Source organism: Streptomyces sp. NPDC060064 (assembly GCF_042736455.1).
Taxonomy (GTDB): domain Bacteria; phylum Actinomycetota; class Actinomycetes; order Streptomycetales; family Streptomycetaceae; genus Streptomyces.
Window position 1 is genome coordinate 17,298 of record NZ_JBHWWF010000013.1, and the last position, 19,245, is coordinate 36,542.

Annotated in this window: 23 protein-coding genes; 11 read left to right on the forward strand and 12 right to left on the reverse strand. The window is 69.3% G+C overall.

Annotated features, from left to right (window positions below; all coding sequences use genetic code 11):
• Positions 1-138 precede the first annotated feature (138 nt).
• The 4 genes from ACFWDI_RS17095 to ACFWDI_RS17110 form a co-directional block, all read right to left on the reverse strand.
• Positions 139-924 carry an electron transfer flavoprotein subunit beta/FixA family protein gene (locus ACFWDI_RS17095; RefSeq protein WP_385304758.1) on the reverse strand — a complete coding sequence of 262 codons (786 nt, stop codon included), beginning with the start codon at positions 922-924 and terminating at the stop codon, positions 139-141.
• Between the two features lie 199 nt (positions 925-1,123).
• Positions 1,124-1,630 carry a flavin reductase family protein gene (locus ACFWDI_RS17100; protein ID WP_385304759.1) on the reverse strand — a complete coding sequence of 169 codons (507 nt, stop codon included), beginning with the start codon at positions 1,628-1,630 and terminating at the stop codon, positions 1,124-1,126.
• A gap of 46 nt (positions 1,631-1,676) precedes the next feature.
• Positions 1,677-1,823 (reverse strand): putative leader peptide, encoded by a 147-nt coding sequence (locus ACFWDI_RS17105; RefSeq protein ID WP_385304761.1) that lies wholly within the window; start codon positions 1,821-1,823, stop codon positions 1,677-1,679.
• A gap of 6 nt (positions 1,824-1,829) precedes the next feature.
• The gene (locus ACFWDI_RS17110; protein WP_385304764.1) at positions 1,830-2,243 is read right to left on the reverse strand and encodes a TlpA family protein disulfide reductase; all 414 of its coding nucleotides are present in this window, start codon (positions 2,241-2,243) and stop codon (positions 1,830-1,832) included.
• Between the two features lie 76 nt (positions 2,244-2,319).
• Between ACFWDI_RS17110 and ACFWDI_RS17115 the strand changes: the two genes are divergently transcribed.
• Together ACFWDI_RS17115 and ACFWDI_RS17120 are read left to right on the forward strand one after the other, a co-directional pair.
• Entirely contained in the window at positions 2,320-2,736 is a 417-nt protein-coding gene (locus ACFWDI_RS17115; RefSeq protein ID WP_385304765.1) for a DUF4395 domain-containing protein, read from the forward strand.
• A gap of 161 nt (positions 2,737-2,897) precedes the next feature.
• Positions 2,898-3,620: a lysophospholipid acyltransferase family protein gene (locus ACFWDI_RS17120; protein WP_385304767.1), complete on the forward strand. Its 723-nt coding sequence runs from the start codon at positions 2,898-2,900 to the stop codon at positions 3,618-3,620.
• A gap of 14 nt (positions 3,621-3,634) precedes the next feature.
• Here ACFWDI_RS17120 and ACFWDI_RS17125 read toward each other — a convergent pair whose 3' ends face one another.
• The 5 genes from ACFWDI_RS17125 to ACFWDI_RS17145 all read right to left on the reverse strand — a co-directional run bounded on the left by ACFWDI_RS17125 (position 3,635) and on the right by ACFWDI_RS17145 (position 8,244).
• The gene (locus ACFWDI_RS17125; RefSeq protein WP_385304768.1) at positions 3,635-4,327 is read right to left on the reverse strand and encodes a B3/4 domain-containing protein; all 693 of its coding nucleotides are present in this window, start codon (positions 4,325-4,327) and stop codon (positions 3,635-3,637) included.
• A gap of 13 nt (positions 4,328-4,340) precedes the next feature.
• Positions 4,341-4,922: a transglutaminase family protein gene (locus ACFWDI_RS17130; protein ID WP_385304769.1), complete on the reverse strand. Its 582-nt coding sequence runs from the start codon at positions 4,920-4,922 to the stop codon at positions 4,341-4,343.
• A 75-nt stretch (positions 4,923-4,997) separates the two neighbouring features.
• Positions 4,998-6,086 carry a low specificity L-threonine aldolase gene (locus ACFWDI_RS17135; RefSeq protein ID WP_327321906.1) on the reverse strand — a complete coding sequence of 363 codons (1,089 nt, stop codon included), beginning with the start codon at positions 6,084-6,086 and terminating at the stop codon, positions 4,998-5,000.
• Complete coding sequence (locus ACFWDI_RS17140) at positions 6,065-6,817, reverse strand: SDR family NAD(P)-dependent oxidoreductase (RefSeq protein ID WP_327328207.1); 753 nt, start codon at positions 6,815-6,817, stop codon at positions 6,065-6,067. The genes ACFWDI_RS17135 and ACFWDI_RS17140 overlap by 22 nt, the downstream gene beginning before the upstream one ends.
• Before the next feature lie 29 nt (positions 6,818-6,846).
• Complete coding sequence (locus ACFWDI_RS17145; protein WP_385304770.1) at positions 6,847-8,244, reverse strand: DUF6421 family protein; 1,398 nt, start codon at positions 8,242-8,244, stop codon at positions 6,847-6,849.
• A 515-nt stretch (positions 8,245-8,759) separates the two neighbouring features.
• Here ACFWDI_RS17145 and ACFWDI_RS17150 point away from each other — a divergent pair.
• The gene (locus tag ACFWDI_RS17150; RefSeq protein WP_327321909.1) at positions 8,760-9,443 is read left to right on the forward strand and encodes a glycerophosphodiester phosphodiesterase family protein; all 684 of its coding nucleotides are present in this window, start codon (positions 8,760-8,762) and stop codon (positions 9,441-9,443) included.
• Between the two features lie 30 nt (positions 9,444-9,473).
• Here the strand turns inward: ACFWDI_RS17150 and ACFWDI_RS17155 are convergent, their stop codons facing one another.
• Entirely contained in the window at positions 9,474-10,025 is a 552-nt protein-coding gene (locus ACFWDI_RS17155; protein ID WP_385304772.1) for a GNAT family N-acetyltransferase, read from the reverse strand.
• A gap of 75 nt (positions 10,026-10,100) precedes the next feature.
• Between ACFWDI_RS17155 and ACFWDI_RS17160 the strand changes: the two genes are divergently transcribed.
• From ACFWDI_RS17160 to ACFWDI_RS17185, 6 genes are all read left to right on the forward strand, one after another.
• Positions 10,101-10,490 carry a VOC family protein gene (locus tag ACFWDI_RS17160; protein ID WP_385304774.1) on the forward strand — a complete coding sequence of 130 codons (390 nt, stop codon included), beginning with the start codon at positions 10,101-10,103 and terminating at the stop codon, positions 10,488-10,490.
• 166 nt (positions 10,491-10,656) lie between these two features.
• The gene (locus tag ACFWDI_RS17165) at positions 10,657-11,208 is read left to right on the forward strand and encodes a DUF5134 domain-containing protein (RefSeq protein ID WP_385304776.1); all 552 of its coding nucleotides are present in this window, start codon (positions 10,657-10,659) and stop codon (positions 11,206-11,208) included.
• A gap of 106 nt (positions 11,209-11,314) precedes the next feature.
• The gene (locus ACFWDI_RS17170) at positions 11,315-12,250 is read left to right on the forward strand and encodes a M56 family metallopeptidase (RefSeq protein WP_385304779.1); all 936 of its coding nucleotides are present in this window, start codon (positions 11,315-11,317) and stop codon (positions 12,248-12,250) included.
• 34 nt (positions 12,251-12,284) lie between these two features.
• Positions 12,285-12,971, forward strand: coding sequence for a phosphatase PAP2 family protein (locus tag ACFWDI_RS17175; protein ID WP_385304781.1), 687 nt, complete (start codon positions 12,285-12,287; stop codon positions 12,969-12,971).
• A gap of 19 nt (positions 12,972-12,990) precedes the next feature.
• The gene (locus ACFWDI_RS17180) at positions 12,991-13,686 is read left to right on the forward strand and encodes an HAD family hydrolase (RefSeq protein ID WP_385304784.1); all 696 of its coding nucleotides are present in this window, start codon (positions 12,991-12,993) and stop codon (positions 13,684-13,686) included.
• 177 nt (positions 13,687-13,863) lie between these two features.
• The gene (locus ACFWDI_RS17185; protein ID WP_385304786.1) at positions 13,864-14,517 is read left to right on the forward strand and encodes a TetR/AcrR family transcriptional regulator; all 654 of its coding nucleotides are present in this window, start codon (positions 13,864-13,866) and stop codon (positions 14,515-14,517) included.
• Here the strand turns inward: ACFWDI_RS17185 and ACFWDI_RS17190 are convergent.
• Positions 14,493-16,004: an LVIVD repeat-containing protein gene (locus tag ACFWDI_RS17190; protein WP_385304789.1), complete on the reverse strand. Its 1,512-nt coding sequence runs from the start codon at positions 16,002-16,004 to the stop codon at positions 14,493-14,495. The two genes, ACFWDI_RS17185 and ACFWDI_RS17190, sit on opposite strands and share 25 nt — an antisense overlap.
• A gap of 177 nt (positions 16,005-16,181) precedes the next feature.
• On the opposite strand from ACFWDI_RS17190, the gene ACFWDI_RS17195 reads away from it, so the two are divergent.
• Positions 16,182-16,847, forward strand: coding sequence for a DUF305 domain-containing protein (locus ACFWDI_RS17195; RefSeq protein WP_385304791.1), 666 nt, complete (start codon positions 16,182-16,184; stop codon positions 16,845-16,847).
• Here ACFWDI_RS17195 and ACFWDI_RS17200 read toward each other — a convergent pair.
• Positions 16,825-17,529 (reverse strand): DUF6214 family protein, encoded by a 705-nt coding sequence (locus ACFWDI_RS17200; RefSeq protein WP_385304793.1) that lies wholly within the window; start codon positions 17,527-17,529, stop codon positions 16,825-16,827. The two genes, ACFWDI_RS17195 and ACFWDI_RS17200, sit on opposite strands and share 23 nt — an antisense overlap.
• A gap of 195 nt (positions 17,530-17,724) precedes the next feature.
• Between ACFWDI_RS17200 and ACFWDI_RS17205 the strand changes: the two genes are divergently transcribed.
• Positions 17,725-19,092 carry an FAD-dependent oxidoreductase gene (locus ACFWDI_RS17205; RefSeq protein WP_385304795.1) on the forward strand — a complete coding sequence of 456 codons (1,368 nt, stop codon included), beginning with the start codon at positions 17,725-17,727 and terminating at the stop codon, positions 19,090-19,092.
• Positions 19,093-19,245 lie beyond the last annotated feature (153 nt).

Here is a 19,245-nt window from a genome sequence, read left to right on the forward strand (position 1 = left end):
TTTGTGTTTTTCTCCTGTTGTTGCCTATTGGGGGGTTGTTGTCTCAAGATTTTTTGGGTGTGTGTCTGTTCGGTCACTCGCCTGTGTGCCTCCTGGGGGGGGGGGCCTTTTGTACCCCCCCCCCCCCGCCGCAGCTCCCTAGATGAACTTCTGGCTCGCAAGGAACTCGGCCAGCTGCTTGCCGCCCTCGCCCTCGTCCTTGACGATCGTGCCGGCGGTACGGGCCGGACGCTCGGCGGCCGAGTCGACCGCGGTCCAGGCGCCCTCGAGGCCGACCTCGTCGGCGTCGATCTCGAGGTCCTCCAGGTCCAGGGACTCCACCGGCTTCTTCTTGGCCGCCATGATGCCCTTGAAGGACGGGTAGCGGGCCTCGCCCGACTGGTCCGTCACGGAGACGACGGCCGGCAGGGACGCCTCGAGCTGCTCGCTCGCGGTGTCGCCGTCACGGCGGCCCTTGACGACGCCGTCCTCGACCGAGACCTCGGAGAGCAGCGTGACCTGCGGAACGCCCAGGCGCTCGGCGAGGATCGCCGGGAGCACGCCCATGGTGCCGTCCGTCGAGGCCATACCGGCGATGACCAGGTCGTAGCCGGTCTTCTCGATGGCCTTGGCGAGCACCAGCGAGGTGCCCATGACGTCGGTGCCGTGCAGATCGTCGTCCTCGACGTGGACGGCCTTGTCGGCGCCCATGGAGAGCGCCTTGCGCAGCGCGTCCTTGGCGTCCTCGGGGCCGACGGTCAGCACGGTGATCTCCGCGTCGTCCGCCTCGTCGGCGATCTGCAGCGCCTGCTCGACCGCGTACTCGTCGAGCTCCGACAGCAGGCCGTCGACGTCTTCGCGGTCCACGGTCAGGTCATCGGCGAAGTGCCGGTCGCCGGTGGCGTCGGGCACGTACTTCACACAGACAACGATCCTCAAGCTCACGCCGGCTCTCCTACTGCATCGTCTCTACTGAGCTGCCTTCTGTTGGCAGCATAGGCGCCTTACTGGGCGGATCCCGGTCGGGGCGGCCCGCGCTCCGAACGAAATATTACTCGTCAGTACACCCAGCTCTTTCCACATATGCAAGCGCTTAGAACTGTGACCTTGCCAACGCTCCGTAACCGGCAGGCTCCGGGAACTCTCAGTCCCGCAGAGTGTTGAAGCGTCCCTGGTGGTAGAGCAGCGGACGGCCGGCCCCCGCAGGGTCGCCGACGACGGCCTCGGCGATCACGATGCGATGGTCCCCGGCCTGGACGCGGCCGACGACACGGCACACCAGCCAGGCCAGTACGCCGTCGAGGACCGGGACACCCTCCGGACCGGTACTCCATCGGGTGGGCTGCCCGAAACGGTCGGCGCCGCTGCGCGCAAAAGTCGCGGCCAGCTCCTGCTGGTGCTCGCCGAGTATGTGTACGCCGATGTGCTCGGCCCTGGCGATGACCGGCCAGCTGGACGAGGACGTACCCACGCCGAACGAGATCAACGGAGGGTCGGCGGCCACGGAGTTGAGGGAGGTGGCGGTGAATCCGACGGGGTGGTCGCCCTGGGCGGTGATCACCGCGACGCCCGCGGCGTGCTGCCGGAAGACGGAGCGGAGCAGTTCGGGAGAGGCCAGCTGAGCGGTGCCGAGATCGGGCGAAGCCGTCATGGAGTTGTCCTTCTGCAGGGGATGCGAACGGGGCGGCCGTGGCTGCTCAGACAGCCGGACAGCGCGCACTCGCGTTTCGGACGAGGTCCACATGGGGCCGCCCGTAGAGAAGGAGTTCTTGAGGCACAGCGTCAGCGTGACGATGGATGGCGGGTGCAGTCAAGCGTGTTCCAGGATCTGCGACACGAGTCACGGGGCCTCACACCGCCTGTCCGAGCGCGGCGATCACATCCGCCTTGCGGGGCTGGCCGGAGGCCCTGGTGACGATGCGGCCGCTCGCGTCGAGCACCAGCACGGTGGGTGTCTTGAGGATGTTGAGGTCACGGACCAGAGCGAGCCGCTCCTCCGCGTCGATCTCCACATGCGACACGCCGTCAATCATGTCCGAGACTTCGGCGAGGGTGCGCCGCGTCGCCCGGCAGGGCTGGCAGAACGCGCTCGAGAACTGGACGAGTGTCGCCCGCCGGCCCAGCTCCACGCCCAACTCGGCCGCACCGAGCCGTCTCTCCGCGTCCCGCACGCGCACCTTCAGCCTCCCACCGCTCCGCCGCTGCCAGAGCCCAAAGACGCTCGCCGCCGCGAGCACCACCGCACACACCACGAGTCCTGTCATCCAACCGTGCAGCGTTCACAGGACCGCAAAGATTCCCGGCCCCGCACGGCGGATCTTCTGCGCGATGCTGTCGGGCATGGACATCGACGTCAGGGGCCCGCGCTTCGGGGCCGCCGTCACCACGCTCATACTCGCCGCGGTTCTCGTCACGGGCAGCGGCATCCTGCTCGCCTGGCAGGCTCTCTGCTTCGCCGCGGGAGCGGTGTTCGGCGTGCCGCGTTCTCCGTACGGATGGCTGTTCCGCACCGCGGTACGACCGCGCATCGGGCCGCCGGCCGAGTTCGAGTCGCCGGCTCCGCCGCGCTTCGCGCAGGCCGTAGGCCTGGCCTTCGCCCTGCTCGGCCTGGTCGGTTATTTCTGGGGTCCGTCGTGGCTCGCCCTCACCGCCACCGGATGCGCTCTGGCCGCGGCGTTCCTCAACGCCGTATTCGGGTACTGCTTGGGATGCGAGCTGTACCTGCTCTTCCGCCGCGCCACCACGGCACGGTCATGATGGGACAAGTAAGCACGTGACAAGAATCTCGCCCGCCCGAGCCGCCAGGACTGGTCAGTAGGCTGCGTATGGGGCACGATCTGCCCAATGCCGAAAACCTACGGCTGCGTAACTTCCGCTGGGAGAACCCTCCCCGGGCACAACAGAAGGGCCCTCTCCAGATGGCAGAGCTCGTCTATCGGCCGGTCGTCGGCGCCGCTCGAACCCTGTTCAAGGCGTGGGACCTGAAGATCGACACTCAGGGTTCGGAGAACATCCCGCGCTCGGGCGGCGCTGTGCTCGTCAGCAACCACATCAGCTACCTGGACTTCATCTTCACCGGACTCGCGGCGCTCCCCCAGAAGCGCCTGGTGCGCTTCATGGCGAAGGAATCCGTCTTCCGGCACAAGATCTCCGGCCCGCTGATGCGCGGAATGAAGCACATCCCGGTGGACCGCAAGCAGGGTGAGACGGCGTACGCGCACGCGCTCGAGTCGCTGCGCTCGGGCGAGATCATCGGGGTCTTCCCGGAGGCGACGATCTCGCAGTCGTTCACGCTCAAGAGCTTCAAGTCGGGTGCGGCCCGGCTGGCTCAGGAAGCCGGCGTGCCGCTGATCCCGATGGCCCTGTGGGGCACCCAGCGGATCTGGACCAAGGGCCGGCCGCGCAACTTCAGGCGCAGCCACATCCCCGTCACCATCCGCGTCGGCGAGCCGGTCGAGGCCCCCGCCGACCAGTACGCGGGCGCGATCACCCGGCGGCTGCGCGAGCGTTGCCAGGAGCTCCTGGAAGCGGCCCAGCGCGCCTATCCCGTACGCCCCAAGGACGCGAGCGACACCTGGTGGGTGCCCGCCCACCTCGGGGGTACGGCGCCGACTCCGGCCGAGGTCCGCGAGGCGGGCTGAGACCGCACGAGCCGTTATCGGGGCGGGCGGACGGTGATCCGCGCTCCGGGGCTCAGCTTCTCCAGTGACTCGGCGAGTTCGGCGGCTGCGGCCTCGAGCTCGCCGTTCGTCATGGGGGCCATGCCCTCCAGCAGGAAGAGCGCGTTCACCGACTCCTCGGTGAGCCGGGTGCGTACGCCCTGGCGCCAGTTCCAGCGCCGGCAGGTGACGCCTTCGTCGTCGCACCAGACGACCTCGCCGGCGTCCGGATGCTCGACCGTCTCCTCGCCCCCGGCGACGGTGACGAACGGCTCCTCGCCCGTGGCCCGTACGAGCCGCATCCCGCCCTGGATGTGGTCGGTGTCCTCACCGCCGACCGGTATCAGATGGGCCACGCTGATCGCGTTGTAGAGATCGACCAGCCGGTTGATGCGCGGCAGCCCGCCGTCGGCGAGCGCCCGCTTGGCCAGCGCCTCGGCGGAATTGCGCGTACGGGACGGCTTCGCACCGAAGGCGGAGTACGCCGCGCGCCAGGCCACCATGTGCGGGTCCTCGTGCGGGGCGCGCCCGTCCAGGCGCTCGGCGAGCCTCCGCGCGGCATCGTCCAGCAGGGCCGAACTGTCGGCATTGCTCTCTCCGTTGACCAGCCCGCGGGCCTCGACGGCCAGATGGATGAAGCCGGGCGTGAGGTCCAGGACCTCGTCGGAGACGGTGAGCGTGAGCGTCATGATTCGTCGTGCCTCACAGTTCGGCCGGGTACAGGGTCCAGAGGGTCTCCAGGTCGGGCGCCGCCCGGAGAGCGTCGAGCACGGCTGGATGAGGTACATCATAGAGCACTGGATAGTCCATCTCATTGGACTCCGGCCGCACCTCGTAAGCGAGGCGCTCCTTCGCGAGCGAGAACTGTGCGTTGATTCCGGACTTGTTGCCGCGCGGATCCAGCCGCGCCCACTCCCTGCTGCCACCGGGAAGCTTCAGCGCCGCCAGCCCATGGACGACATTGAGTCGCTGGTAACAGAAGGCGGCAGGGATGGATCCGGCGCGCAGCAGGGCGACAAGCGCGTGGGACTTGGCGCAGCAGATGCCGGTGCGCTGCGCGAGGACGTCGGAAGCACGCCAGGGGACCCGCACGTCCCCCGTGTCACTGGAGTGCGGGATGGTGTCGCGGACGAATTCAAAGGCCGCCTTGGCGTATGCGTATGCATCGACACCATCACTACGGAGACGAGCGGCCGTCTGCCGCACCAGCGGATGTTCATGGTCGATGACCTCGTCAGCGGCGAGATACGCAGACAGTTCAGGGTTCCGCTGGATCAGCTCCATGTCCGCCGACCCTAAGGAAGCGGCCGACCGGAAGTCAATCATTTTCCGGTCGGCCACATATTTATACAGCGATGTCTACTTCGCCATCTCTTCCTTCAGCGCCTGTACGAAGGCGTCGACGTCCTCTTCGGTGGTGTCGAAGGAGCACATCCAGCGGACGTCTCCCGCCGCCTCGTCCCAGAAGTAGAAGCGGAAACGCTTCTGCAGACGCGCGCTCACATCGTGCGGCAGACGCGCGAAGACCGCGTTGGCCTGTACGGGGTGGAGGATCTCCACCCCGTCGACCCCACCCACGCCCTGCGCCAGCCGCTGGGCCATGCTGTTGGCGTGCCTGGCGTTGCGCAGCCACAGATCGCGCGTCAGGAGCGCCTCCAACTGCACCGAAACGAAGCGCATCTTGGAGGCGAGCTGCATCGACAGCTTGCGCAGGTGCTTCATATGGCTGACGGCGTCCGGATTGAGGACGACGACGGCCTCGCCGAAGAGCATGCCGTTCTTGGTGCCACCGAAGGAGATGACATCGACGCCGACGGCGTTGGTGAACGTCCGCATCGGGACGTTCAGCGACGCGGCGGCGTTGGCTATCCGGGCCCCGTCGAGATAGACCTTCATCCCGCGCTCGTGCGAGTGCTCGCAGATGGCGCGGATCTCGTCGGGCGTGTAGACCGTGCCCAGCTCGGTGTTCTGAGTGATCGCGACGACCTGCGGCATCGCCCGGTGCTCGTCGTCCCAGCCGAACGCCTGGCGGTCGATGAGCTCGGGCGTCAGCTTGCCGTCCGGAGTCGGTACGGTCAGCAGCTTCAGCCCGCCCATCCGCTCCGGCGCGCCGCCCTCGTCGACGTTGATGTGCGCGGACTCGGCGCAGATCACCGCGCCCCAGCGGTCGGTGAGCGCCTGAAGAGCCGTCACATTGGCGCCGGTGCCGTTGAAGACCGGAAAGGCTTCCGCCGTCGGGCCGAAGTGACTGTGCATGACCCGCTGGAGGTGCTCGGTGTACTCGTCCTCGCCGTAGGCGATCTGGTGACCGCCGTTGGCGAGCGAGAGCGCCGCGAGGACCTCGGGGTGAGCGCCCGCGTAGTTGTCGCTCGCAAAGCCTCTTACGGACGGATCATGGTGGCGCCGAGCGTCGGTCTTCGTCGGTGTCACGGCTTGGGGGTCAGCCACAGGCGCTGTCCATTCGCTTCCCGGGCGGGCCGGTCCCAGACTCCGGCGATGGCTTCGGCCAGTTCCGTCACGTCCGTGAAGCCCGCGAATTTGGCATTCGGGCGCTCGGCACGCATGGCGTCGTGCACGAGTGCCTTGACCACCAGGATGGCAGCCGCGGTCTTCGGCCCCTCCTCGCCCCCTGCCTTGCGGAAGGCGTCGGCGAGCGCGAGTGTCCAGGCCTCGGCCGCGGCCTTGGAGGCGGCGTACGCGGCATTGCCCGCGGTCGGCTGGCTGGCGCCGGCCGCGCTGATCAGCACGTAGCGGCCGCGGTCGCTGCGCAGCAAGCCGTCGTGGAAGGCGAGCGAGGTGTGCTGGACGGTACGGATCAGCAGCTTCTCGAGAAGCTCCCAGTCGGCGAGGTTGGTCTCGGCGAAGGAGGCGCTGCCGCGCCAGCCGCCGACGAGATGGACCAGTCCGTCGATCCGGCCGAACTCCTTCTCGGTCCTGTCCGCCCACTCCCGCGTGGCGTTCAGGTCGAGGAGGTCGACGGTGTCCCCGGTGACCGTCGCACCGCCGTGCGCGTACCGGGCGGCATCGACCGCCTCGGCGAGACGCCCGGGGTCAGCGTCGGAGGCGACGACTGTCGCACCGGCCTCGGCCAGGCGCAGCAGGCAGGCCCGGCCGGCCGGGCCTGCCGCTCCGGCCACCGCGACCACAGCGCCTTCCAGCGAACCTCTGCCGTTTTCCATCATGGTCGTCGCCTCCTCCGTGCGAGCGTTCACGCGGCCACCCGCTCGGCGCTCGCGGCGGTGATCCCCTTGGTGGAGGCGATCACGGCCTTCAGCTTCTTCGACAGCGCCTCATAGAACATGCTGAGCGGAAACTCGTCCGGGAGCACGTCGTCGACAAGTTTACGGGGCGGCTGTGACAGATCGAGGGCATCGGGGCCCTTGGCCCAGCGGGAACCGGGGTGCGGTGCGAGATAGGTCGAGACCAGGTCGTACGCGGCGAACCAGTGGACCAGCTTGGGCCGGTCGATACCGTCGCGGTAGAGCTTCTCGATCTCGGCACAGAGATCATTGGTGACCTGCGGGGCCCGGTCCCAGTCGATCTTCAGAGTGTTGTCGGTCCAGCGCACCACATCGTGCTTGTGGAGGTACGAGAAGAGCAGCTGGCCGCCGAGCCCGTCGTAGTTGCGCACGCGGTCACCGCTGACCGGGAAGCGGAACATCCGGTCGAAGAGCACGGCGTACTGCACATCGCGGCCGTGCGCGTTGCCCTCGGCCTCGAGCTTCACGGCCTCCTTGAAGGCGGTGAGGTCGCAGCGCAGCTCCTCCAGGCCGTACATCCAGAACGGCTGGCGCTGCTTGATCATGAAGGGGTCGAAGGGCAGGTCGCCATGGCTGTGGGTGCGGTCGTGGACCATGTCCCAGAGCACGAAGGCCTGCTCGCAGCGGGCCTGGTCGCCGACCATCTCCTGGATGTCCTCGGGGAGTTCGAGGCCGAGGACGCGTACGGCCTCGTCGGTGACGCGGCGGAAGCGCGCGGCCTCGCGGTCGCAGAAGATGCCGCCCCAGGTGAAGCGCTCGGGAGCTTCACGCACGGCGATGGTCTCCGGGAAGAGCACCGCGGAGTTGGTGTCGTATCCGGCGGTGAAGTCCTCGAAGGTGATGCCGCAGAAGAGGGGGTTGTCGTAGCGGGTGCGCTCCAGCTCGGAGAGCCAGTCGGGCCAGACCATGCGCAGCACGACCGCTTCGAGATTGCGGTCCGGGTTGCCGTTCTGCGTGTACATCGGGAACACGACCAGGTGCTGCAGTCCGTCCATGCGGCCCGCGGCGGGCTGGAAGGCGAGCAGCGAGTCCAGGAAGTCGGGGACGTCGAAGGCGCTGTCGGCCCACTTGTGCAGATCGGCGACGAGCGCACGGTGGTACGCGGCGTCGTGCGGGAGGAGCGGCGAGAGCTCCTCCACGGCGTCGATCACCCGGTCGAGCGCGGCCTCGACGACAACACGGGTCGGGGCGCCCTCGGCGTCGAAATCGATCGAGCCGTCCTTGGACTGCCAGGGCCGGATCTGCTCGACGGCACTCTTGAGCGTCGGCCAGGCCGCGTGCTCGATCACCCGGGCAGCGGAGGATATGCCCCCTGCGGCAATGTCCTGCACAAGAATTTCCGTCATGTCACTTCCTCTACGGGAGAACCTCGCGTCAAGACACCGTATCCGTGCGAGGTTCCCCCGTACAAGTGGAGACTTGGGAAATTATCCTGCCCGACCCCATGGTCACCGAAAGTTTTGCGGTCTACCCAGGATTGATGCGATGGCTTCTATCAATCGCCTCGGAGCCTGCCGCGCCCCGGCCGGCTGGTCGCGCGCAGTACCGAGTCAAGCCACGGACAGACGCGCCCACGCGCGGGTGAAGCGGCTCGCGGCACACAGCCGGCTGCCGGCAGGACGGACGCCTCCGCCCGACCCGCCTCGCCCCCGGAGCCGTACCGCGTGAGCACCCGAGCCGTCCTTGTCGCAGCCCTCATCACCGGTTTCGTCCTGGGGATCGTTGAGCCCGGAGCGGCCCCTCCACTCCGCCGCGCGAGACCGGTTCCATCGCGCAGGCCGCCCGTTAGGCTGCGAACTTGCCGCGCCGGTGCCGGGATGCGTCGCGCGCGGGAGCCGCCGTCGACGGAAGCGAGAGAATCTTGACTTTCCTCACCATCGGTCATCGCGGGGTCATGGGCGTCGAGCCGGAGAACACCCTGCGCTCCTTCATCCGTGCCGAGCAGGCCGGTATGGACGCCATCGAACTGGATCTGCATCTCAGCAAGGACGGCGCCCTCGTCGTCATGCACGACGCCGACGTGGACCGTACGACCGGCGGAAACGGCCCGATCGCCGACAAGACCCTCGCCGAGCTGCGGGAGCTCGACGCGGGCGACGGCGAACGGGTACCGGTCTTCGAGGAGGTGCTCGACGCCGTACGGGCACCGCTCCAGGCGGAGATCAAGGACGTGGCCGCGGCCCGGGCACTCGCCGAGGTGATGCGCCGCCGCGATCTCGTCCAACGCGTCGAGGTGTCGTCCTTCCACGACGACGCGATCGCCGAGATCGCCACCCTGGTGCCGGGCGTACGGACCGTGCTCATCGCCAGCCGCTGGGGCGCCGACGTCGTGGACCGCGCGAAGGCGGTGGGCGCCGCCTCCCTCGCGCTGAACATCCGCAGGCTGACCCTGGAGACCGTCGAGCACGCCCACGGCGAAGGGCTTCAGGTGATCGGCTGGGTGGTGAACACCCAGGACCATCTGCGGCTGGTGCGCGCCCTCGAGCTGGACGGCGCGACCACCGACTTCCCCGAGATCCGGCGCACCGGCCGGTTCACGGCCTAGCGTTCCTGCGCCGGTCCCCCCAGGGCTGCCCTAGGACAGGTCCTTCACCAGCAGCTCGAACGCGAGATCGTCGCGCTGCGGGACGCCGACGTGCTCGTCGCCGTACGGGAAAGGGCTCAGCTTTCCCGTACGGCGGTAGCCCCGGCGCACGTACCAGTCGATCAGCTCGTGCCGGACCGAGATCACGGTCATCTGCATCTCGCGCACACTCCAGCGCTCGCGGGCGATGCGCTCCGCCTCGGCGATGATCTGGCGGCCGAGGCCCGCGCCCTGAAGCCCGGGACGGACCGCGAACATGCCGAAGTACGCGGCCTCACCGCGGTGTTCGAGCTGGCAGCAGGCGATCAGCTCGCCGTCGCGCTCCACAGCGAGGAGGGTGCCGCCAGGAGCGGTGACTATCTCGCGCACGGATTCCGGGTCGGTCCGCGGCCCGTCCAGGATGTCCGCCTCGGTGGTCCAGCCGCTCCGGCTCGAGTCGCCGCGGTAGGCGGACTCGATCAGTCGAACGAGTACCGGCACATCGGCCTCGACCGCGTCACGGTAGGTGAGCTCGCCCGAGTCCCGGGGTGGTGCGATGTCCATGGGCCGGCTGTTCCCTTCCGCTGCGTGCAGGTGTCCGACGAGACTAACCCGGCCGTTCGGCCTAGGGTCCGGGGCATGGTGCATGTGCTGAGCAGCCGGATCCTGCTTCGCCCGGCCGATCCCGAGCGGTCGCGCCGCTTCTACGGCGAGACGCTGGCCCTGCCGGTCTACCGGGAGTTCGGCACCGGCCCCGAGCGGGGCACGGTGTACTTCCTGGGCGGCGGCTATCTGGAGGTCTCGGGGCGTGCGGCGGCGGCGCCTTCTTCGCCCTCCGTACAGCTGTGGCTCCAGGTCGCGGACGTCACGGCGGCGTACGAAGAGCTGTCGGGGCGCGGTGTCGAGGTGCTGCGGCCGCCGCGGCGCGAGCCGTGGGGGCTGATCGAGATGTGGATCGCCGACCCGGACGGCCACCGCATCGCGCTGGTCGAGGTGCCGGCCGACCATCCGCTGCGGTACCGCCCGTGAGCGCGGTACCGCCCGTGAGCACCGCGGCCGGCAGTAGAGGCGTGTAGGGGCGCCGGAGGGGCGGGCGCGCTTTCCGGGTGTGCTCCCCGCGTACCCCCGTGCGCTCGCGTAGGTCACGCATGGCCGGGCATCGACCACTCGACACCGTCGAAGGGGGAGGTGCGCGGTGCACGGACCCGCGATGTCCGACTGGTTGCTCGTCGCGCTGTGCGGGGCGACCGGCGCGTACTGCCTTGCGCGGATGCGCAGTTGCTCCGGGGAGGCACGCAAGGCGGCCGGCGGCGAGGCCCTGATGGGCTTCGGGATGGCCGCGATGGCCGTGTCCGCCGCCGTGCTCACGGTGCCGGAGTGGGCCTGGACGGTGTACGCCGCGGTCTTCGGCGCGGCCGCGCTGCACGCCCTGTGGCCGGCCCGGCGCGGCACGCACCATCTGCACCATCGCGTCGGGTCGCTCGCGATGGTCTACATGGCGGTGGCGATGGCGCCGGGCGGCGGGCACACCGGTCATTCCTCCGCCGGTGTGCCGTTGCTGACCGGCGCGCTGCTCGTGTACTACACCGTGTACGTACTGCGCTCGGGCGTCCGGCTGATGCCCGTGCCGTCCCCTGCGGGCGGCGCGGCGACGGCGACCCTCACCTGGGGTGCCCGCCCCGAGCTGGCGCTCGCCTGCAGGCTCACCATGGGTATCGCCATGCTGGCGATGCTGCTCGCCCTCTGAACCGGCGGCGCGGTCCGCCGAACCGCGGGCGCCGAAACCGTGTCGTACATCACTTGGCTTGCGCGGCCATACCCGCAAGTAGCCGCTCGCTCATAGGCTGTCGCCCATGTTGGTCTCCCTCGTGCTGCTGCTGCTCGGCGCACTGGCCGCCGTCGTGGCCCCGCGACTTGTGTCGCGTGCCGACTGGCCGGAGCGCGAGCCCGTGGTGGCGCTGTGGGTGTGGCAGTGCGTGGTGGCGGCCGTGCTGCTGTGCTTCGCGCTCTCCATGACGTTCAGCGCGGCCGCGGCCTGGCAGTTCGTACGGGGTCAAGTCTTCGCGGGCGCACCGCACGGTGTGGTCGAGGCGTACGCCCTCGGCGCGAACGAACCGTGGTCCGCCCTGCTCGCCGTGGCCCTCGCCTGCGGTGGCCTCTGGACGGGCGCGATGCTCACCCGGGAGATCCACCGGACCCAGGTGCGGCGCAAGCGGCGGCGCATGGAACTTCTTGTGCGCTCCCCGCTGCTGCCGGGCGAGGAGCCGGGCAGTGAACCCCTGGTCGTCCTGGAGGGCGAACGGCCCGACGCCTGGTGGCTGCCCGGCACCGCGCCCCAACTGGTCATCACCACAGCGGCGTTGCGCCGACTGAAGGGCCGTCAGCTCGACGCCGTACTGGCGCACGAGCAGGGGCACGCGCAGGCGCGGCACGACTGGCTGCTGCACTGTTCGGCTGCGCTGGCCAACGGCTTTCCGCAGATCCCGGTGTTCGCGGCGTTCCGCGACGAGATGCACCGGCTGGTCGAACTGGCTGCCGACGATGTCGCGTCGAAGCGCTTCGGCCGTCTCACCATCGCGCTGGCCCTGGTCGAACTCAACGAGGACCGCGGAGTGTTCGGGCCCTGCCCCACGCCGGACGCCCAGCTGCCGCACCGCGTCAACCGGCTGCTGACGCCGGCGGCGCGGCTCACCGCCGGCCGCAAACTGCGGCTGACCGCGGCCGCCGCACTGGTGCCGCTGGTTCCGCTGCTGGTGGCATTCGTGCCGGCCCTCCGCGCGCTGGGTTAGCCCGAAGGGCCGGTCAGCCGCGAGGATCACCCCCATGTACTCCCGTCGCCCGGCGCCCTCGACTCCCCCGGCACACGACCCGGTCGCCGTACCGGCCCGTACGGGTGCAGTGCTCGCCGTCGTGTCCGTGGTGCTGGTGGTTCTGGTCGCGGTCTCCTGGGCGCCTCTCGTCTCCTTCGACCGCACCGTCGCCGACAGGCTGCACCACTGGGCGGTGACCGAGCCGGGGCTCACCAGGGTGAACCGGGTGCTCACCGACTGGGTGTGGGACCCGTGGGCGATGCGCGCCCTGATCGCCGCGGCCGCCGCGTGGCTGTGGTGGCGGGGAGAGCGGCTGTCGGCACTGTGGGTCGCGGTAACGAGCGCGGTGGGCACGTTCGTACAGCAGGGTCTGAAGTACGCCGTCGGACGGGAGCGGCCACAGTGGCCGGATCCGGTCGACTCGGCCCACTACGCGGCCTTCCCCTCCGGTCATGCGATGACGGCCATGGTCACCTGCGGTCTGCTGCTGTGGCTGCTCAGGCGGCACGGCGTGGACGGACCGCTGTGGCACTGGAGCGTCGCGGCCGCGGTCGTATCGGTCGCCGGAGTGGGCCTGACACGGCTCTATCTCGGCGTGCACTGGCCCTCGGACGTGCTGGGCGGCTGGCTGTTGGGGGCCTCTCTGGTAGCCCTCTCGGCCGCCGCGTACGAGCGTGTGGTCTTGTCCCGGAAGCGCTGAGGCGGAAAGGATCGCGGTCATGGCGATCAAAGGTGTGCTCTTCGACTTCTCCGGAACGCTCTTCCGTATCGAGTCCGCGCGGGACTGGCTGAGCGCGGTCCTCCAGGAGCGGGGCAGTACGGTCCCCGAGGCCGAACTCTCCCGGTACGCGGATGAGTTGGAGGCGGCCGGAGCACTCCCCGGCGGGTCCTTCCCAGAACGGCTGCCGCCGCATCTCACCAAGTTGTGGGCGACCCGCGACGAAAGCACGGAGCGGCACCGGGCCGCGTACACCGGTCTCGCCCGGCAGGTGGAGCTGCCGGACGCGGGCCTGTACGACGCGCTCTACGACCGCCATATGAAGCCCGCGGCCTGGCGCCCGTATCCGGACGCCGCCGAGGTGCTGCGCGCGCTGCGGGAGCGGGGCATGGGCGTCGCGGTGGTCAGCAATATCGGCTGGGACCTGCGACCGGTCTTCCGCGCCCACGGCCTGGACGTCTGGGTGGACGCCTACGTCCTGTCGTACGAGCACGGGGTGCAGAAGCCCGATGTGCGCCTGTTCCGCACCGCCTGCGAGGCGCTGGGCCAGGACCCGCGCGATGTACTGATGGTGGGCGACGACCCGGCAGCGGACGGCGGGGCCGCGGACCTGGGCTGCGCGGTCCACTTCGTGGACCACCTTCCGGTGGCGGAACGGCCGACGGGACTACGGCCGGTGATCGGGCTCATCGGCTGAGCCCTCGACTGAGCTTCACAGCGACGGAGGCACACTGAAAGCATGACAAAACCACCCGAACCGGACGATCCCCCGCGTCGCCCGGTTCGGGCAGCACCCTGCTGACCAGGCCCTGAGGCCTCGCAGTGGGACGCCCTGAGTATATTGGCTCGGAGCCAGTCAACGCAGGAGTCAAGCATGTCCCCGCGGAGCGCATCGGTCAATGAAGAGCTTCGTCGGCGTTCCCGGGAGCGGCTTCTGCAGGCGACGGTGGAGCTCGTCGGCGAGCGCGGATACGAGGCGACCAAGCTGGCCGACATCGCCGACCGGGCGGGCTCGGCTCGCGGACTGGTCTCGTACTACTTCCCCGGAAAGCGTCAGCTCCTGCAGGCGGCCGTGCACCGCTTGATGCACCTGACGCTCGAGGCTGCGCTCGAGCGCGAGCCGCGCACCGATGACGGGCGGGAGCGGCTGGCACGGGCGATCGACGCGATTCTGGGGCTGGCGGTCGACCATCCCCTTCTGATGCGGACCCATATGTCGGGGGTACTGCAGGCCGATGGTTTTGTGCAGGGCCCGGAGCAGCAACGCCTCGCGTTCCTGCTGCGGGACACGATGGAGAGGTACGGATCACCCGATGTCGACGCCGACTACCCGCTGCTGCGTGCCCTGCTGATGGGCGCGGTCTTCGCGGTGCTGCTGCCCGGCGCGCCGATGCCGCGGGCACGGCTGCGCGCGGAGCTGTTCCAGCGGTACGGGCTGGACTGGGAACTCGGCGTTCCGCCGGGCGGCAGGCCGCCCGGCGGAACGCGTCAGGAGACCCGGGATCAGTGGTCGAAGTCGTCGAAGTAGTCGGGCTGCGTCTGCACATTGAGCTCGTGCATCCGCACCCGCTTCGCCGGGTCCGTCCGCCGGTCGTCGAGCTTCAGCACATCGAAGCCCTTGGCGATGTCATTGGCGTAGATGTAGCCGTTGTAGTAGTACGCCGACCAGGCACCGCCGGTCGATATCGTGTCCGCGCTGAGCGGGCCGCGCTCGAAGTAGGCGATCTCCTTGGGCTTCGAGGAGTTGGTGAAGTCCCAGACCGAGACCCCGCCCTGGTACCAGGCCTGGACCATGATGTCGCGGCCCTTGACCGGGATGAGTGAGCCGTTGTGGGCCACGCAGTTCTCGGTGTCCGCCTGGTAGCGGCCGATCTTGTAGTAGCTGCGGAAGACCAGCTTGCGATGGTCGCCCCTGCCGACGATGTCGTAGATGCCGTCGGCGCCGCGGTTCGGCCCGATCTGGGCGTTGCAGGTGGCCGCGCCGCCGCCACCGAGCTCGTCGGTGAAGACGACCTTGTTGGCCCGCTGGTTGAAGGTCGCCGAGTGCCAGAACGCGAAGTTCACGTTGTCCTGGACGCGGTCGATGACCTTCGGGTGCTCCGGGTCCTCGATGTCGAACAGGATGCCGTCACCCATGCAGGCGCCGGCGGCCAGGTCCTTGGACGGCAGCACCGTGATGTCGTGGCAGCCGGTGGTCTTGGAGACGCCCGGGTTGGTGGGCGAGCCGGGGTTGCCGCCGCCGTCGGGGCCCTCGCCCGGGAAGAGCACCGGGAAGTTCACGATCGCCGACTTCTCGGGAGCCTTGCGCGGCACCTTGATGACGGAGATCCCGTCGTGCGGCGGCTGGCAGTCCGGGAAGGTCGCGCTCGGCGAGTACGAGGAGACGTAGATGTAGACGTTGCGACGCTCCGGCACGATGGTGTGCGTGTGCGATCCGCACGCGGTCTCGACGGCGGCGACGTACTTGGGGTTGGCCTTGTCGCTGATGTCGAAGATCTTCATGCCCTCCCAGGACGACTTCTCCGTCGCGGGCTGCGAAACGCTGTTGCAGGAGTTGTCGTTGCGCGAGGAGTCGGTGGAGAGGAAGAGCAGGTCACCGGAGACCGAGACGTCGTTCTGCGATCCGGGACACAGGACCTGCGCGACGGTCTTCGGGGCCCTGGGGTTGCTGATGTCGAAGATCCGGAAGCCGTCGTAGTTGCCCGCGAAGGCGTACTTGCCCTGGAAGGCCAGGTCTGAATTGGTGCCCTTGAGGGCGTCCTTGGGGATGTTGGTGAGGTGCTCGACATTGTCGCTGTGGACGACTGCGTCGACAGGGGGTATCTCGCCGCTTGCGATGGCCGATCTGGCTTCGGCGGCCTGCTCCGAGGAGACCTTCTCCTGGGCGGGTGCGTCCCCGGGGTCTGGTGTGGCGACCGCGGGTCCGGCCGCCAGCAGCGTGGCAAGCAGCCCGGCCGCGGCTGCCGCCACGCCCAGACGTCTGCACCGCACTCGGGTGGTGTGCAACAGGGTCACTGCGTCCTCCCTTGTATCCGTTCGCAGTTGAACGGTTCACGGACCCTCGGCAGTATCTTCCTTTCCATGTACATCTCAATAGATGGCAACAGAGACGTAATGAAAGTTCTTGATCAACGGCGTGCGGAAGCGTGCTAGGACGGTCCCCAAACACCCCAAGTGCCTCAGGAGGTCACCGTGTTGAACCGCCGCAGTACCGCGCGTGTCCGCAGGTCCGTCGTCGCGGCAGCGGTCACTGCCGCCGTACTCGCCCTGGGCGCCTGCGAGTCGGACTCCGACGCTCCCGCCAAGGCCAAGGGGGCAGCGGGGCCGTCCGTGGTGGCACCCGGGAAGCCGGGCGAGCCGGCCAGGACACTCTCGGCGGAGGAGGCCGCGAAGGCCGCCCCGGACGACACTCCCAACGCGGCGGACTTCTCCTACGCACAGATGATGATCACGCACCACGGCCAGGCACTGCAGATGACCGCAATGGCACCGGATCGCGCTGGATCGACGCAGGTCAAGCGGCTGGCGGAGCGCATAGCCGCCGCACAGAAGCCGGAACTGGCCGCGATGCAGGGGTGGCTCAAAAGCAACCCCGGGGCGAAGGGGAAGGGCGGTCATGACCACGGTCCGGGCGCAATGCCCGGAATGGCCACCCCGGCCCAACTGGCCCAGCTGCGCGCGGCGAAGGGCAAGGCGTTCGACGAACTCTTCCTGACGCTGATGATCACCCACCATCAGGGTGCGATCACGATGGCCACCGATGTCCTCTCGGGCGGGAACAACGTCCTCGTCGAGGAGATGGCGAACGATGTGATCGCGCAGCAGACGAGCGAGATCAACCGGATGCGTTCGATGTGAGGGGCACCTCGACCCCGTCGGGACCGTCCACCGCGTTGGGCCCGTCCACCGCGTCGGGCCCGTCCTCCGGGTCGGACACCCCCTGCGGGTCGGACACACGCACCGGGTCGGGCATGGGCGCCGGGTCGGCCCTGCGGCGGTTGTGGCGCGGCGCGAGATACCCCTCGTCCCGGGCGCCCGCGATGAGCCGGAGCGACCTACGGCGGCTTCGCCCGGTGGCGCCCATCACCGCGAGCACGGGGTCGCGCCCGTCCTGCTGCGCGGCGCGGTAGACGTCGGCCGCGATCCGTCGGAGGGCGCTGCCGCGCGGCACGGCGGAGCGGGCCCGACGGCGGTCGGGCGATGGCGCGTCAGCCCGCCCGGTGTCGCCGGGCGCGACCGGAGCCGCCTCCTCCGCCCCGGGTTGCTCCATGGCCACCCGACAGGCGTCCTCGAGTGGATCCCTGAGCCGGTCGGCGAGCACCGCGAAGCCCTCCAGCGGCAGGGGCGGGTCGGCCCGCCATTCTTCGATGGCGATCCGCCCGTCGGTGACGACGGCGAGAACATCGAGCCGGGCACCGTCGGCAAAGGTCAGCCGGACATTGAACCAGGGCGGGGCGACCTCGCACGCCTCGTGGAGCGAGTCCGTGCCACAGGTGACCGTGCCGCGCCCCTGCAGCTCCCACACCGGCGGGTACGGCAACGCCTCAATCGGTTCGCACCGATCACTAACGTTAAGAAACGTAGTTTCTTGCACAATTAGCACGCAACCAGGCAAATCATCACTCTTTGTGGCGGCACGCGCGCCACGGCGCCACAACACACCCCGTTAGCGCATCTCCCCCATCTCCGCCCACCGGTGCGATGCTGGAATCCCCCTGCGGGAAGGAGCGCAGCTGTGCTTCGCGTCGCCGTCGTCGGATCGGGACCCAGTGGGGTCTACGCCGCGCAGTCCCTTGTCCAGCAGAGTCGGGTGCCGGATGTGCGTGTGCACGTCCTGGACCGGCTCCCCTGCCCGTACGGACTCGTGCGCTACGGGGTCGCGCCCGACCACGAGAAGATCAAGTCCCTCCAGAAGAATCTGCGCACTGTGCTCGAACACGAGCGGATCGACTTCATCGGCAATGTGGAGGTGGGCACGCACGGACTGGACCCCGAGCGGCTGCTGGAGCTCTACCACGCTGTCGTGTACTGCGTCGGCGCCGCCAAGGACCGCCGGCTCGGCGTGCCGGGCGAGGATCTGCCCGGCAGCCACTCGGCCACCGAATTCGTCTCCTGGTACAGCGCACATCCCGATGCGTCGGGCAACGGCTTTGTGCTCGGTGCCCGTTCGGCCGTGGTGATCGGCGTCGGCAATGTGGCCGTCGACGTCGCCCGTATCCTCGCCCGGGGCGCGGAGGAGCTCCGCGCCACCGATGTGCCCCAGGCGGCGCTCGGCGCGCTCGCGGTCAGCCGGGTGCGCGAGGTGCACATGGTGGGCAGGCGCGGCCCCTCGCAGGCGAAGTTCACCACCAAGGAGCTGCGCGAGCTCGGCTCGCTGCCCGCTGCGGAAGTGGTGGTCGAGCCCGAGGACCTCGCGCTCGACCCGGCGTACGCCGATCCATCGGGCAGCGCACCCACCGCCCTGCCGGCGGTCAACCGCCGCAATCTCGACGTCGTACGCGGCTGGGCCGGGCAGCCGCCGCAAGGGCAGGACCGCCGGATCCATCTGCGGTTCTTCCTGCGTCCGGTGGAGCTGCTGGAGCACGGCGGGCGGGTGGCGGGCGTACGGTTCGAGCGCACCGTTCCGGACGGCGACGGAGGCGTTCGGGGCACCGGCAGGTACGAGGAGATCGAGGCGCAACTGGTGCTGCGGGCGGTCGGCTACCGCGGAGTGCCGCCGGCGGGTCTGCCGTTCGACGCCGAGCACGGCACGGTGCCGCACACCGGCGGACGGGTACTGCGGGACGGTGTGCCGTCGCCCGGGGAGTATGTGGCCGGGTGGATCAAACGCGGTCCGACCGGAGTGATCGGCACCAACCGGCCGTGCGCCAAGGAGACGGTGGCGTCACTGCTCGACGACGCCGCGATGCTCACGCTGCGCCCCGTCGCCGCCGACCCGCTGGCCGCACTGCGGGAGTCGGGGCACCAGCCGGTCCCATGGCCGGGCTGGATGGCGATCGAGGCGGCGGAGTCGGCACTGGGACTGACGCTCGGCCGGCGGTCCGTGAAAATCGCCGACTGGCCAGGTCTGTTGAGTGCGGCGGGTGGCGCCACGCACGTCTGAAGCCTGCCGCAGAAGGCTGTGTGCGGGGTCCCGCCCGGTCACCCGGTGCCCTTGGTCCAGCAGCTGCCGGGCTGTTGCCGCTCCATACCGCTGCCACCCCCCGTGATCAGAGTGACAGGAGAGTCGGAAGTGTCAGTCATGCCTACCCCCAGA